Origin of the sequence: Bifidobacterium hominis, assembly GCF_040095915.1 — a bacterium.
GTDB classification, from domain to species: domain Bacteria; phylum Actinomycetota; class Actinomycetes; order Actinomycetales; family Bifidobacteriaceae; genus Bifidobacterium; species Bifidobacterium hominis.
Genome location: NZ_JBBMFR010000003.1, coordinates 77,306 through 92,326 on the forward strand (window position 1 = coordinate 77,306; position 15,021 = coordinate 92,326).

Below are 15,021 nucleotides of genomic sequence, written 5' to 3' on the forward strand. Positions count from 1 at the left end.
CGCCAATTCGTAAGTCCTTTAATTGCAAAAATTTCATGCATAAATCCATCCCCAGCATCATTTAGGGGGTATTTATCCGCGAATATGACTACCTTCGCCCCCGATTTCCACGATGCACGAATTCACGGAAGGTGGAATTGGGATGGTGCTAGGTTGGGAGCATGACAGATGCGATTCGACAGTTCCCCCGTAAAAAAGCACGTACCTTGCGATTTTCCTGCGGCGCTCCGCGTTCGGCGCGCGTGATTGCAGACGGCTCCCGCGCGCTGTTCCTGCGTTCCGACGGTCCGGAAGACACCGTCACCTCGCTGTGGATGAGCGTGATCGACGAAGACGGCAACATCGGTGAGATTCCGCTCGCCGATCCGCGCGTATTGCTTGCCGACGCCGACGCGGAAGACGTTCCGGCGGAAGAGAAGGCGCGACGCGAACGTGCGCGCGAAGGCGGATCCGGCATCGTCTCGTATTGCGTCGACGGTGCCGGCAACCGCGTGACCTTCACCATCAACGGGCAGCTTTTCCTCACCGACCTTACGGCGGGCGCGACGCGAGCCATCACGATAGAGGAAGATGAACTCAAACCGGTGCTGAACCCGCGCATCAGTCCCGACGGACGGCACATCATGTACACCACCGGCACGTATCTGGTGGACGTGGATCTCGCTAACGATGAAGAAACCGGCGACGCGATTTCGGTGGTCGCCTCGGCACCGCAGAACGGCGAATGGAAAATCGGATTGGCGGAATTCGCCGCAGGCGAAGAAATGGACCGCTACGACGGCTTCTGGTGGTCACCCGACTCCAAATACGTGCTCTTCGAAACCTACGACGAATCCCCCGAACCGATCTGGCATCTGTCGGACCCCGCGAATCCAACCAATCCGGCGCAAGCCAACCGCTATCCGCAAGCGTTGACCGCCAATGCCGACGTGCGGCTGACCCTGCTGGAACTCGGCTACGACAGCGACAACTGCTGCTACGGGGCAATCGCCAACGAAGTGCAGTGGGACCATGAATCCTACGAATATCTGGCCGCCGTAAGCTGGCGTGAAGGCCACGATCCGATCATCCTTGTGCAAGACCGCCTCCAGCAGCACGATCAGGTGCTCGCCATCCATGTAGGCGAGCCGATCGCCACCATGCGTGACGCGGAAAACGGCTTCACCGACGACAATGGCGACGAGGTCGAAACCTTCTCCATCGCCATTCCCGAATACGCGGAAGGCGAACGCCCCGGCACCACGCGCGTGCTTGAGGAACACGGCAACGACTACTGGCTCGACCTCATCCACGGCACCCCTGCATTCACTCCGGATGGACGCTTGATCTGCGCGATGAACGACATGGACGTCGATACGAACCGACTCACCATTGATGGTACGCCCTTCACTCCGGCCGGACTGCAGGTGCGCGAAGTGCTCGACGTGACCGACGACGACGTGCTATGCGTGGTGCAGCGCACCCCTGAAATCCTGCCTGAAAGCGACCTGCCGTTCCTCTGGCAGTCGAATGCCTCCGACCATGACGCCCGCAGCTTCGACGTGGTGTCGATCCGCTATGACGGCACATGGGAACCCCTCACCTACGCGCCCGGCCAGTGGAGCATGTCTCGCGCCGGCAACGGCTGCGTGGTGACCGGACGGGGCATGGACGACGCAACCGTGCAAATGCAGCATTGCATGAACATCGCCACAACCGACGAAAATGGTACGGACGTGGCGTCAATGGTGGTCGCACCAATCGAAAACCATGCCGAAACCCCCGGATTCACGCCGAACGTGCACTTCACCCGACTCGGCGAACGTGAGCTGTACACGGCGATCGTGCTGCCCTCATCCGATAGTGAATACGCGCACGAAGCCATCCTGCCGGTACTCATGAAACCCTACGGAGGCCCCGGCTTCCAACAGGTCATCGAAAGTCAATCCTTCTATTGGGACGCGCAATGGTGGGCCGACCAAGGCTACATCGTGGTCACCACCGACGGACGCGGCACCACCGGACGCGGCCCGCAATGGGACCGCGCCATCTACGAAACCATGAAATCCGTAACGCTCGAAGACCAGATCGACGCCGTGCGCGCGTTGCCGGAAGCGTTGGAAGCGCTGGCTGGCGAGAATGCGGCAGCCAACGTTCCGCAACCCGATCTCAGCCGCGTCGCCATGATCGGCTGGTCGTACGGCGGATTCCTCTCCGCGCTCGCCGTGTTGGAGGCGCCGGAAACGTTCGCCGCGGCCTGCGCGGGCGCGCCTCCGACCGACTGGACGCTGTACGACACGCATTACACCGAACGCTATCTCGGCCTTGACTCGGCCGTGTACGAACGCAACAGCATCATCGCCGACGCGCCGCAGCTTGATCGCCCGCTCATGCTCATCCACGGGTTCGCCGACGACAATGTGACGATCGCGCACAGCCTGCGCCTGAGCCAGGCGCTGATGGCAACCGGACGTAAGCACACGTTCCTGCCGCTGACCGGCATCACGCACATGACCAACGACGAGACGGTTGCCGAAAATCTGCTGATCCTGCAGCGCGATTTCCTTGCGGAAGCGTTGGGGTGACGGCACCGTGACGACAGTGCAGTAACGGTAACGGCAACATCGCAAACGAAAGTGCTGCAAAGCGCCGTAGGAAGACAAAACGCGTTCCCCTGCGACTTCCGGACTGCCAAGCATCCGAACGTCGTGGGCGAACGCGCTCCCTTCTCGAATGCCAACATAAAACAGGCGAAAACGACTTCGCAAGCGAGGGGGTACCACATTTGTGTACCCCCCCCCTAAAAAAATCTGGGCTTGAAAAAGATGGAAATCGGTGGATCGGGCTCGTCCTAACCCTGATCCGCAGCTATGGTCAAACCTGCACTTGTTCAAGCAAACCGGGCGAATCGTCGATGACGGTCACCGGAATGTACGCAAACAACGTCCAACTGCCGTCCTGCGCAGACGTGGTGAGCGTGCCCTGATACGATTCGAGCTGCTTCTTGAACGAGGCGAGCCCGTGGCCGCCCGGTAGTTCGTCATCGCGCTCGTCAGCTCCAGCCATGTCCTCTTTCATGGGATTGATTTGCGTGATTTCGATGGCATTTGGCCGGAGCATCACCGAAAGATCGACCTTGCTTCCCGGAGCGGCATGGCGTGCGATATTCGCATAGATCTCGCGCAGCAGATTATTGGCAAGTTCGGCGATTGCTTGCGATGCGCTCGGCTTGCCGCCCGCGCAGTGCCGGATGGACGTGATATTGAAGCCAAGCTTGCGCAAGCGACGATCGCCGTCATCCAGTGTTGCTCGCAGCAGATTGGCCAACGCTTCGCCGTCGGCGTCGCCGGGGAGAGTGGTGGCGTCCATATTCAATTCGTCGATGACGCGATGCACGTTCGTCAATGCGGAAAGAATATATTCGTTGATTTGACGCCAGTCTTCGGCATCGGCTGTTGTGGTTGCCGTAGTTGTGGTTGCGTTGGCAGGGTCAGCAGCGACGCCAGGGCCGCTAGAGTTGCCACCGATATGCCGTTGCGCCACAAACGACGCTGCTGACAAATCGCCCGTCACCGCATCGTGAATGGCATCGGCAATGCGTGCGCGGCTTTCCAATTCCTGCAGACGATTCTTGTTCTGCGCCGCTTCGAAGCTTTTCTGCGTTGTTTTTTCGCTCCAACTCAACGTCCGACCAAGCAGTAGCACCATGGCATACATGCTGACCATGGCGACGGGGTTGGTATTTGGGTCAGGGGGGTCAATCAGCAGAATGTTAACAACGTAATATATGAGTAACGTTGCCACGATAATGGCATTAGTGCTGTATGCGAGCATGCCATAGGCGTAAAGCTGCGCGGGAAGAGAATTTCCCAAATGCGCGTAGGGAGTAAACAGATCGCCTATGGAGGCAATCACGAGAATCGCCACCGATGTACTTTTCAGAAACAGCGGAGACAGTACGAGCGCCGTAACCAGCATCGCAACCCATATCACGCCAAATATGTCGGTAGGAGGCTCGTAGCAAACGCCGTATATGGTCCATGCAAGCACGATCAGCATAATGGCGAAACGGATTGGATGCCACAGGTTCGGATGCTGCGTGCGCATACGGTTGCGCCACGCAATGTACTGAGTTGCGGGTTTAGAGCGCATTGGACCTCACCCACAGTGCCACTGTCTGACGCGAGGTCTTGCAGTTGAGTTTTCTTAAAATACTTTGCATATGTTTGCGGATGGTGGCTTCGGAAATCCCCAAACGCTCGGCGATGTCCCGGTCAAGCATGCCCTCCGCGCACAAGGAAATAATCTGCTCCTCACGAACGGTAAGCGCGGGAGTGGTCTCAGCCTCCCTGCTGATACGCAGATTGGCCAACGCAGGCGGCTCAAATCCCTCCATCACCTCGCCATTGCACATACGCATAATAATCTGCGCCAACTGGTCGGCATTCTCCTTACCAACCAACCCTTGCGCACCAGCCTCAACCAGCTTGTCCCGATAACTATTGATGGAAAAACTGGTTGCACCGAGAATCGGCATGCGCTGGCCCATCAAACGCAACCGACGACACGTGGCGGGGCCTTGCAATCCCTCCATCGACATATCGAGAATCAACAAACTGACATGGCCGTTCGCATCCTGGCAACGTTCTATCGCCTCACAGCCTGAAGTCGCCGTCCACACCACATACGCGGTCGGCACTTTGCTGGCAATGACGGCACTGAGCGAATCCAGCGCTCGCGGATCATTGTCGACCAGCGCGATGCGGTGAATCTTGGGATGCTTTTCCCGCGTGGACATCATGCGATCACTTTCCTTTTCCGCACAGCCATTGCAGCCATGTTGGGCAGTTGGAATCTTGGGCAGCGGAGATATCACCGTTGTTGTCAACGGGAGTTGCCGCCGCGTACGCATACGTTGGTGTGCCGGTGAGAGACAGCGTTACCACCATCAGCAGTGAAACGAACTTCATACCTCCATAGTATGCGAGGATGGCGCGCGGGGGTGACGATTCGGTTGTTCCGGTACGCCGTTGATGCACTGACGCATCGTTATACAGCGCGTATGCCTGTGCTTAGTTTCGTCTTGGCGCCGTTCGCCTAAGATGGAACCATGACTATCACGCTCATCGACGAGGCGCGCTATGACGCCGAAATGGACGCTACGGTGCTGCCTGCGCTGCAGGCTTGCATGACGGAAGGTTGGATGGAACCGGCCACCGTCGATTGGGAAGGCAAGGCGTTGCCCAAGTTGGAGCGCCCCGGCCGGTTGCATTACTACCGCTACGACGCGCGCACATTCGACGCGTTGCGCGAGGAAGGCGCTTCGGGCGTATTTCGTGGCACGATCGTCATTTCGCACGGATTCACCGAATTCGGACGCAAATACAGCGAAATGGTGTGGTACTTTCTGTTGGCCGGCTATTCGGTGTGCGTGTTCGAGCATCGCGGGCATGGCCATTCCGCGCACGATATGAGCAATCCAAGTTTGGTATGGATTGACGATTGGCGGCGATATGTGGCCGATTTCGCCACGTTTGCACAGACTGTGGGGCGTGAGGCGGCGGATGGTGGCCCAATGTACCTGTACTGCCATTCCATGGGCGGCGGCATCGGCGCGGCCGCGCTGGAACGTTACCCGTCGCTGTTCGACAAGGCGGTGCTGTCCGCGCCGATGATCGCGCCGGTGGTCGGCATGCCGACGTGGGTCGCACGCATTGTGGTCGGCGTAATCTGCGGGCTTGGCTTCGGCAAATCGCGTGTGTTCGGGCATACCGATTTCGACGGCAACCTCAATCTCGACGACTACCGCGGGGCCTCGGAGGCACGCATCCGCTGGTTCCACAAGCAACGTTTGGCGGACGTGACGTGCCAGACCAACGCGGCCACGTTCGATTGGGCAAACCAGGCGATGGCGCTTTCCCGAGCCGTGCTCAAACCTGACATGTGTGGAGCTATCGAAGCTCCGGTATTGCTATTCCAAGCCGGACGCGACGTGTGGGTGCTCAACGGACCACAAGATGACTTCGTCGAACGTGTGCGAGAAGGCGGCGGTTCCATCGAAAAAGTGCGATACAGCCAGTCATTGCACGAAATTTTCTCCATGCCGAATGCCGTGCTCGGATCATATCTCGGCAAAATCCTCGATTTTTTGTCAGCGCCGAACGCAAGCTTGGCGGAATAAATCTGTTTTGCATAACTGACGTTTAATATGCGTACCGTGTGCGTTACAATCGCCGTGAATTTGCCGTGAAAGCCGTGGAGAGAGCGAGGACAGGCCGTGGCAAAGCAAACGTCGGGACAGGCGTCGCAATCGCAGAAAACTTCCGAATCGCAAAAAACCGCGAAAAAAACTACGAAAAAAACGGAACATGTGCTGGAACAGACGCCGAAAAGCCTGCTCATCGGCACTGGCATGACATTGCTGGGCGGTGCCATGTGGGGTATGAACAGCACCGTGGCCAAACTGCTGATGCGCGACTACCAGCTGGATCCGATCTGGCTTTCCTGCGTACGCGCGCTATTCGCCAGCCTGATCTTCCTGGTCGGATCGGCCATCACCACACCGCAGAAACTCGCCGGAGCGGTCAAAGACGTCAAATCGTATCCGAAATATCTGGTCACGACACTGATCTGCGTGCTTCTGGTGCAGGTCTCCTACCTGATGACCATCGACTGGACGAACTCCGGAACCGCCACCGTATTGCAGACGCTCAACCTGATCTTCGTGCTCGCCTGGGTATGCCTGCGCGGCAAACGACTGCCCCTCAAGCGTGAATTGGTCGGCGTGCTCCTGGCGTTCGCAGGCACGTTCCTCATCGCCACCGGCGGCAACTTCGCCTCGCTGTCGTTGCCATGGCAGGGGCTCGCATGGGGACTGGTTGACGCGGTGAGCACCGCGGCCATGTCCATCCTGCCGGTCGTGCTCATGCTCAAATGGGGCAACATGACCATCAACGGCATCACATTCCTCATGTCCGGACTCATATTATGCCCGTTCGCGCAACCGTGGGCGAACATTCCCGCACTGGACGCGCGAGGCGTGCTTCTGCTGCTCTACACCATCGTATGCGGCACGTTCCTCGCGTTCTGGCTCTACATGGCAGGCGTGATGCGCGTCGGCGCGGTGCGTGCCACCATGCTCGGCACCAGCGAACCGGTCATGGCCACCATCACCGCAGTGGCATGGGCCGGCGAAACGTTCACCTTCACCGACCTGACCGGCTTCGCCATGATCATCATCATGGTCTTCCTCGTGCGCTGACCGCTCGCCATAGCCATAAACTGTCCGATTCTGGAGAATCGGACATCCAGAACGCAAAACCCATACCTTAGTTGTCCGTTTCTCCAGAATCGGACAACTAAACAGGTAAAACTGCCCCACAGTTGTCCGTTTCTCCAGAATCGGACACTTATGGTGCGCACGTCGGTGCCGGCGAGCACGTCGGCCAGATGCTTGGCAGTGTTCGGGATTGCCGGCAGAGTCTCTTCGGTCCAAGCGCCGACCGCGTTCACGACCACGTCGAATACTCGCTGACTGAAGTCGGCGAAAGCCTGCGCCCGATCATCGATGCGATGAAGACATGGGGGAACCATTACCGAAACGAACACGAGTTCTGATTGTTCCAGTCACTGGAGTTGTCGGGAGCCGCTGAGCTCTACTGCCGCTTGGGAAACGAAAAGGCCGGAACCTTTCGGCTCCGGCCTTTCACCATGGTGCGAGCGGGGGGAGTTGAACCCCCACGAGCATACACTCACTGCCACCTGAAGACAGCGCGTCTACCATTCCGCCACGCTCGCAGACAATCGACTAATCTACACCAAAACCTGCGCAACCTCAAATCGGCGTGTCGCGCCGCCATTTTCCGTAGGAAAATTCAAGCGGCGCGACGCGAGGAGGGAGGAAGCCCTGTGGGCTTCCGTACGACGGAGCCATCCTTGATCCCGCCATTTTCCGTAGGAAAATTCAAGCGGCGCGACGTGAGGAGGGAGGAAGCCCTGTGGGCTTCCGTACGACGGAGCCATCCTTGATCCCGCCATTTTCCGTAGGAAAATTCAAGCGGCGCGACGCTCTGTGTGTCCGATTCTGGCGTTTCGGACATCCAGCGAGTGTTTTTAGGTTGCTTACTTGTCCGTTTCTCCAGAATCGGACAAGTAGAACGTGAGATAAGCATTGTGGTTGTCCGTTTCGCCCGAATCGGACATGTAGGGCATGAAACATGTGGTGTGGTTGTCCGATTCTCCAGAATCGGACACATCTGGTGACAAGTCTGAGAACGAGACGGCGAGTGCGGGCTCGCCATGCATGAAAAGGCGCCGACGGGTTTGTTCGTCGGCGCCTTGGAATGCGGAAGTATGGCTCAGCATTCGTTTGGGTGGAAGGCCCAAGTGAAATGCATCATCCGCGGGAACCGTTGGCGTAGAAGCGGGCCAGGGTTTCGTCGCGGAATTCGTCGAAATATCCGCCGTCAATCGACGCGCGAATATCGTCCAGCAGCTTCACGAAGAAATGCTCGTTGTGGATCGTCGCCAATGTGAAACCGTTGAATTCGCGGGCACGCAACGCATGATCCACGTAAGCGCGCGAATAATGCGTGCATGTGTAGCAATCGCAGCCCTCTTCAAGTGGGCCAAAATCATGCTTGAATTGCGCGCGCTTGATGTTGTAACGTCCGCCGCGCGTGAAAATCGCGCCATTTCGGCCGCAACGCGCCGGTGCGACGCAATCGAACGTGTCTCCACCATTCTCGACGCATGCGAAAATATCGTCGACTGCGGCGATGCCGAGCACGTGGCGCGGTCGGCTTTCCGGCATCGCATCGCAAATCCAGGCGCAAGTGTCGCCGATAATGCGCTTCTCGATCGCACCTCCAATACCGACGCCGTCGAAATCCAACGAAGCGATCTGTTCGGCCGCATGCCTGCGCAAATCCTCATAATTCGCGCCCTGTACCACGCCATACAGCGCCTGATACGGCTTGCCGACGCGCTCTTCGGTAAGTCTCTTATGCTCGGCAACGCAACGCTGCGCCCAACGGTAGGTGCGTTCCACGGAACGCTCCTGGTAGCCGCGCGTGTTCATCAGTGTGGTCAGCTCGTCGAACGCGAACATGATGTCGGCGCCGATCTTATGCTGGATTCCCATTGAAATTTCGGCGGAAAAACGGTGCAGTGAGCCGTTGAGCGGCGATTTGAACGTTACACCGTCCTCGTCCACGAACGCGAGACGCTCCTTGCCTTCGGCGATCACGTCGTCTGATTTCATGCCGGTCACATCCATGGCGAGGGTTTTCTTGAAGCCTGCGCCGAGCGAAAGCACTTGGAAACCGCCGGAATCGGTGAAGGTCGGACCGTTCCAGTTCATGAATTTGGCAAGGCCGCCGGCTTCGTCGAGCACTTGCTCGCCGGGGCGTTCATACAGGTGAAACGCGTTGGACAGCAGGCATTGCGCGCCGAGGTCCTTCATGGTTTCGGGCAGAACGGCTTTCATCGCGGCCTGCGTGGCCACGGGCACGAACGCTGGAGTGTGAATATCGCCGTGGGGGGTGTGAATGATGCCGGTGCGACCATATCGTGCGCCGCCTCGCCCCTTACCGTCCGCCGCGTCGGGAAGGCGGTTTTTCTGTTCGAAATAGAAGGCGTCGCGGCGGCCCGGCTTGCCTGGTTCCGCTCCACGCGGATGTTCGATGAGATTTTCGGACACTGCGGTTGCCGCGTTTTGCGTGTCTTGCGCTGTGTCGGTAGATGATTCGGTAAGGCTTGTCATGCGGAATATTTTATGCGATAGCGGCGATTCTTGAAAGTGCTGCAAAGAATGCGATCGGTGAAATGAAAACAAGGAAGATGTGGAAAGTGCGATGAAGGTGCCGATCGCATTTTGGTGCGATTTTCAGATTCAATGGTGATGTTGAACGTATTTGGCTGCTACTTTCAACAAACATTCAGGAAACTTCCAGAGCGAGTATCTTTACTCATAGATAGCAGTTCGAGCGGCACGATTGCTGATTTGTGAAATGCCGCGAGACGAATAAGGAGCGAAAATGGCTGAAGAGAACGACCAGAACGCCGTGCAGCCGCAGAATGACGAACAACAGACCGTGCCGATGCCGTCGGTTGATGCGCAACAGACGCAAACTTACGCAGGTGAGCCGTATGCTGCAGAGTCGGCTACCGAACCGATTGACGTGCAGGGCGGTATTGAGGATCAGCCGACGGCCGCCATGCCAGTTGCGAACGATGGCGCTTCGGCGGAATCCGCGGCTGCGGCGGGCGATACGCCGGATTATGCTTCCGCGGCGGGCGAACGTACCGTGGTTGGCGGTTCCACGCAGGATGCGCCGGCCCAGCAGTACCGTCCGGCACCGGAATATGGTGCGTACGGTCCCGTGCCGACGCAGCCGGCTGATGGCACCGCAGCCGCGAACGATACTGCGAATGGTGCGCCGAACATGCCTCCGCAGCCGCAATATGGCGCGTACGGGCAGGCTTCCGGACAGCAGCCGCAGCGGCCTCGCAATCCTTTCTTCGGGAATCCGTATGTGGGTGGAAATCAGCAGAACGATCAGCAGAACGCGCAATCGAATAACGGCAATCCATTCATGAAGCCCGCTGCGCAAGGCGGTGCCAACGTGCCGCCAGCAGCGCCGAATACTCCCAATAACGGCAACCCGTTTGGGAATCCGAATAACGGTAATCCGTTCGGTGCCCCGCAGCAGAATGGCGCAGCAACCAAGCCGAAGTCCGCTTCCGGCGTGACCGGGCATGTGATGACCGGCGTGGTGGCGGCCCTCGTCTCCGCGGCATTGTGCCTCGGCGTCGGCTACGCGGCAATCACCAATGGATGGGTGACCGTACCCACCTCCAGCTCACTGACCAGCGTGAAGTCCAACACGTCCGGATCCGGTTCGGCGAAAGCCAAATCCGGCGAGGCCGCGGACTGGAGCGCGGTGGCGAAAGAAGTGTCCGATTCTGTGGTGTCCATTGACGTGGCAACCAGCGACGGCAGCGCCAAAGGCTCCGGCGCAATCATCAGCGACAAAGGCTACATCGTCACCAACAACCATGTGATTTCCGGCGCGAAGCAGATTCAAGTGACGCTCGCCAACGGCACCATCTACTCAGCGCAAATCGTCGGCACCGACACCACCACCGATCTGGCCGTAATCAAACTCGACAATCCGCCGAGCAATCTGAAAGCCGCAGAATTTGCCGATTCCGACAATCTTGCCGTGGGTGAATCCGTGATGGCCATCGGCAATCCGCTCGGCTACGATGACACCGCAACCGTCGGCATCGTTTCCGCGCTCAACCGCCCGGTGACCGTGTCCGATGACAACAACAACGACATCGTCACCAACGCCGTGCAGATTGACGCGGCCGTCAACCCAGGCAATTCCGGCGGTCCGACCTTCAATGCGGCCGGCCAGGTGATCGGCATCAACTCATCCATCGCATCCACCACAACGTCTTCCGGCACCGCCGGATCCATCGGCATCGGCTTCGCCATTCCGTCGAACCTGGTAAAGCGTGTGGCTAACGAGATCATCGACAACGGCACCGTGCAGCACGTGGCGCTCGGCGTCACCATCAAGAGCTCCACGGTTGAGGCGGACGGCGTGACCCGCGGTTGCACGCAGGTGCAGTCCGTGGTCGACAACAGCCCGGCGGCCAAGGCCGGAGTGAAGGCCGGCGACTCCATCGTGGCGTTCAACGGCAAGGCGGTGAACAACAACTATTCGCTGCTCGGCTACGTGCGCGCCTCCGCCATGAACGACAAGGTGACATTGACGGTCGTGCGCGACGGCAACACCATGGAGCTTGACGTGACACTCGACCAGGAGGAATCCCAAACGAACTCCGCCAACAGCCAGAACCAGCGGAACAACGGCAATGATGGCCAGAGCCAGAACGGCAATGGCAACGGTTACGGTAATGACGGCAACGGCAACGGAAATGGACAGAGCGACGGCAACGGCTACGGTGACGGTGGCGGCCTGTTCGACCCGTTCGGCCTGTGGTAAAGCGAGATGTTGATGCGGTGCGTGAATTGACGGACGCAAGTTGTTGCGGTGCGCAAGTCAAGACTGTTGGGCTGGCTAAAACGTTTCGCGACATGCGAACGGACGGAAGCCACCCGATAGGCTGACGGCGAAGACGCGGCTGGCACCACGAAATCGCAAGTACAACGAAAACCGCGAAAATCAACAAAAAGCAAGCCAAAAGAAGCATGCAATAAGGGCTGTGTGAGCAATCGCACAGCCCTTATTGCTGTATTGCGGCACAAAAATCGCAAATATTTGCTATGCTGAAAATATCTTTTTACGCCGTGTATCGATGGCTCGCGCGGGCGAGGCGCCGATGGGTTAACAAGGCGTCCGATACGAGCGTAAGGAGATTCTCATGCGTAGAATCATCGATATTTGCTGGCGACTGTGCAAACAGGTTCCGTTACTGCCGATTACCATTCTGTCCGCGATTCCGTTGGCATTGCTGGGGGAGTGGAAGCCGTGGGGCGAGGCTGCGTGGGATTCGTGGATTTCGCAAGTCGGCGTTGACGGGTTGAGTGCGTTCAATCCGGGCGTTGGGCAGTGGATTGTGATCGCGTTGGTTGCGTACACGATTGTGGTGACGGTACGCGGCATGATCGACGATCTGCGGCACGGGCATGTTGGCGTCGATCTGCTGGCGGTCGTCGCGATTGCGTCGACGGTCGCAGTGCAGGAATATTGGGCCGCATGGGCCGTGGTGCTGATGATCTCGTCCGGCGAGGCGATCGAGGAATTCGCGCAGTCAAAGGCCGAAAGCAACCTGACCGCGCTGATCGACGCGGCACCGCGAACCGCGCACGTGGTCGTGCTGCCCGGCATGCGGGGGCATGTGCACGCGTCGGGCAGCGAGCATACGGCCGACGTGACCGCCGACGGATTTCGTACTGTCAGAGTGTCCGATTCTGGAGAAACGGACAACCAAGACGGTGAAAAGCGTGCTTTTGCGTCTGAATCTCCAGAAACGGACACAAAAGGTGCCGCGCAGACGTATGATGCGGCTGGAGAGCGTTTCGAAACGGTCCCCGTTGATCGGGTACAGCTCGGCGACGTGATCCTGGTGTTGCCCGGCGAAACGGTGCCGGTCGACGGTGAGCTGCTGTCGGGCGTGGCCACGTTGGACCTAAGCAACATCAACGGCGAGCCCGTTCCCCGCGAAGTATATGCGGGCGCTCGCGTGATGTCCGGTGCGGTCAATGGCTCCACAACATTGACCATGCGCGCCACGCAACTTGCGCACGATTCGCAATACCAGAAGATCCTGGAGCTGGTCTCGTCGGCGCAAGAGTCGCGCCCCGCTGTCGTGAAGACCGCGGATATGCTTGCAGTGCCGTTTACCGTGCTTTCGCTTGCGATTGCTGGGATTGCATGGGCGATTTCCGGATTGCCGCTGCGATTTGCGCAAGTATTGGTGCTTGCTACGCCGTGTCCGCTGTTGATTGCCGCGCCGGTCGCATATGTGGCTGGAACCGGGCGACTTGCCAAAGCGGGAATCCTGATCAAAGCGCAGGATGTGCTGGAAAATCTAGGTCGCGTATCGCATATTTTCTTCGACAAAACCGGCACGCTCACCGTCAAGCAGCCGCAGGTCGTACGTGTAGAGAAGCCGTTTGAGACGAGTTCGCCGTTCAATGAGGACCATATTCTCATGATGGCTAGCGTGGTGGAAGGCTATTCGGTGCACATTCTGTCGAAAGGCATCGCGGCGGCCGGACGCAAGGCTATGGATGATTTGTATGCGCGGTATGCGGCGGGGCAGAGGCTGTGCGTCGAGCGCGATTTGCCGGGGCACGGGCGCGACTATCCGGTGGTGAAGAACATTGTAGAGGAGTCCGGCAAGGGTATATCCGGCGAAGTGAACGGGCATCAGGTGCGCGTGGGGCGGTTCGCATACGTGACGGCTGACGAATCCGGATTCATGCCGGTGCTGCATATGCCGGATGCGACGTATTACGTGTCCGATTCTGCCGAATCGGACAAACGGGAGACTCAGAATGCGCTGCGGATGTCCGATTCACCAGAAACGGACATCCAGAGGGCTAAAACGTGTGTTTACTTGTCTGATTCTCCAGAATCGGACACTATGGGAGTGAGGAACGGGGTGCCTGACGATGCGCAGCCTGCAGCCGCGCCCTCTACTTCCGCGTCCGTCGCAACCCAATCCGCCGCTCGCAAGCCTGAAACCGCAAACTCGCTGTTTGCCCCGCTCGCTCCTGACGAAATGGCTGCATACGTGGCGATTGACGGCCGTCTTGCCGCCCGCATCGTACTTCGTGACGTGCCTCGCGAGAATGCGAAGCGTTCTTTGGCTCGCCTGCACGAGTTGGGTGTCAAGGAACTGTCCATGCTTACCGGCGACAAGGCTGCGTCCGCCCGCATCATCGCAAACGAAGTCGGTATCGACGACGTGCAGTCCGAACTGTTCCCTGAAGACAAGGTTGCCGCCGTCAAGAGCGCCACTGAATCCAAGCACCAGAAGCTGTTGTTGTGGAATCGCATCAAGCAACTCGTAACCGGCGAATCCAAGAATCGTCAAATCACCATGATGGTCGGTGACGGCGTCAACGACGCCCCCGTACTTGCGGTTGCTGATATCGGCATGGCCATGACCGACGGCACGTCCACCGCGGCTTCCGAATCTGCGCAAGTGGTCATCATGAATGACGACATCGCGTCCGTTCCGCGGGCCATCGCCATCGCGCGCCGCACGAAAAAGGTGATGTTGCAGGCGGTGCTAATCGGCCTCGGCCTTGCGATTATCGGCATGATCGCGGCCGCGTTCAATCTGATTCCCGTGGTTGTCGGCGCGTTCATGCAGGAAGCGATTGATGTTGTCAGCATTCTGTGGGCGCTCACCGTGCTTTTCGACCGTGGCGAATCAGCCTGATTGCGCCTCGAAACCCCGTATCTCGCCTATATATGGCAGATTTGGAGGTCTGTCAGCAAGTATTTCGCTTATATCTGGCAGGTCCATATGAGAAAACCGGACTTAGGGGGCGAG

Annotated in this window: 10 protein-coding genes and 1 tRNA gene; 6 read left to right on the top strand and 5 right to left on the bottom strand. The window is 58.5% G+C overall.

Annotation, left to right across the window (positions count from 1 at the left end; translation table 11 throughout):
• Positions 1 to 161 precede the first annotated feature (161 nt).
• Positions 162 to 2,564 carry a prolyl oligopeptidase family serine peptidase gene (locus WMO36_RS03185; protein ID WP_349076751.1) on the top strand — a complete coding sequence of 801 codons (2,403 nt, stop codon included), beginning with the start codon at positions 162 to 164 and terminating at the stop codon, positions 2,562 to 2,564.
• A 289-nt stretch (positions 2,565 to 2,853) separates the two neighbouring features.
• Here the strand turns inward: WMO36_RS03185 and WMO36_RS03190 are convergent, their stop codons facing one another.
• From WMO36_RS03190 to WMO36_RS03200, 3 genes are read right to left on the bottom strand one after another with little or no spacing between them, the layout of a single operon-like run.
• Entirely contained in the window at positions 2,854 to 4,086 is a 1,233-nt protein-coding gene (locus WMO36_RS03190; RefSeq protein ID WP_065446547.1) for a sensor histidine kinase, read from the bottom strand.
• A 34-nt stretch (positions 4,087 to 4,120) separates the two neighbouring features.
• Positions 4,121 to 4,780: a response regulator gene (locus WMO36_RS03195; protein WP_349076754.1), complete on the bottom strand. Its 660-nt coding sequence runs from the start codon at positions 4,778 to 4,780 to the stop codon at positions 4,121 to 4,123.
• 4 nt (positions 4,781 to 4,784) lie between these two features.
• Positions 4,785 to 4,949: a hypothetical protein gene (locus WMO36_RS03200; RefSeq protein WP_155497134.1), complete on the bottom strand. Its 165-nt coding sequence runs from the start codon at positions 4,947 to 4,949 to the stop codon at positions 4,785 to 4,787.
• Positions 4,950 to 5,089: 140 nt separating this feature from the next.
• On the opposite strand from WMO36_RS03200, the gene WMO36_RS03205 reads away from it, so the two are divergent.
• The 3 genes from WMO36_RS03205 (at position 5,090) to WMO36_RS03215 (ending at position 7,596) form a co-directional block, all read left to right on the top strand.
• Entirely contained in the window at positions 5,090 to 6,160 is a 1,071-nt protein-coding gene (locus WMO36_RS03205) for an alpha/beta fold hydrolase (RefSeq protein WP_065438211.1), read from the top strand.
• Positions 6,161 to 6,256: 96 nt separating this feature from the next.
• A complete protein-coding gene (locus WMO36_RS03210; protein WP_055062901.1) occupies positions 6,257 to 7,240 on the top strand; it encodes a DMT family transporter in 984 nt (327 codons plus the stop codon).
• A gap of 122 nt (positions 7,241 to 7,362) precedes the next feature.
• Positions 7,363 to 7,596, top strand: a complete 234-nt coding sequence (locus WMO36_RS03215) for a winged helix-turn-helix transcriptional regulator (protein WP_080704307.1) — start codon at positions 7,363 to 7,365, stop codon at positions 7,594 to 7,596.
• Positions 7,597 to 7,690: 94 nt separating this feature from the next.
• On the opposite strand, the gene WMO36_RS03220 is transcribed toward WMO36_RS03215, so the two are convergent.
• Together WMO36_RS03220 and tgt are read right to left on the bottom strand one after the other, a co-directional pair.
• Positions 7,691 to 7,776 (bottom strand) — tRNA-Leu (locus WMO36_RS03220).
• Between the two features lie 598 nt (positions 7,777 to 8,374).
• A complete protein-coding gene (gene tgt, locus WMO36_RS03225; RefSeq protein ID WP_171842572.1) occupies positions 8,375 to 9,742 on the bottom strand; it encodes a tRNA guanosine(34) transglycosylase Tgt in 1,368 nt (455 codons plus the stop codon).
• A 274-nt stretch (positions 9,743 to 10,016) separates the two neighbouring features.
• Between tgt and WMO36_RS03230 the strand changes: the two genes are divergently transcribed.
• Together WMO36_RS03230 and WMO36_RS03235 are read left to right on the top strand one after the other, a co-directional pair.
• The gene (locus tag WMO36_RS03230; protein WP_349076757.1) at positions 10,017 to 11,996 is read left to right on the top strand and encodes a S1C family serine protease; all 1,980 of its coding nucleotides are present in this window, start codon (positions 10,017 to 10,019) and stop codon (positions 11,994 to 11,996) included.
• 379 nt (positions 11,997 to 12,375) lie between these two features.
• Positions 12,376 to 14,907, top strand: coding sequence for an HAD-IC family P-type ATPase (locus tag WMO36_RS03235; protein WP_349076759.1), 2,532 nt, complete (start codon positions 12,376 to 12,378; stop codon positions 14,905 to 14,907).
• Positions 14,908 to 15,021: the final 114 nt, after the last annotated feature.

Bases quoted from the DNA above. Each gene is read 5' to 3' on its own strand.
- WMO36_RS03185 (WP_349076751.1), top strand. From the start codon at position 162: ATGACAGATGCGATTCGACAGTTCCCCCGTAAAAAAGCACGTACCTTG.
- WMO36_RS03190 (WP_065446547.1), bottom strand. From the start codon at position 4,086: ATGCGCACGCAGCATCCGAACCTGTGGCATCCAATCCGTTTCGCCATT.
- WMO36_RS03195 (WP_349076754.1), bottom strand. From the start codon at position 4,780: ATGATGTCCACGCGGGAAAAGCATCCCAAGATTCACCGCATCGCGCTG.
- WMO36_RS03200 (WP_155497134.1), bottom strand. From the start codon at position 4,949: ATGAAGTTCGTTTCACTGCTGATGGTGGTAACGCTGTCTCTCACCGGC.
- WMO36_RS03205 (WP_065438211.1), top strand. From the start codon at position 5,090: ATGACTATCACGCTCATCGACGAGGCGCGCTATGACGCCGAAATGGAC.
- tgt (WP_171842572.1), bottom strand. From the start codon at position 9,742: ATGACAAGCCTTACCGAATCATCTACCGACACAGCGCAAGACACGCAA.
- WMO36_RS03230 (WP_349076757.1), top strand. From the start codon at position 10,017: ATGGCTGAAGAGAACGACCAGAACGCCGTGCAGCCGCAGAATGACGAA.
- WMO36_RS03235 (WP_349076759.1), top strand. From the start codon at position 12,376: ATGCGTAGAATCATCGATATTTGCTGGCGACTGTGCAAACAGGTTCCG.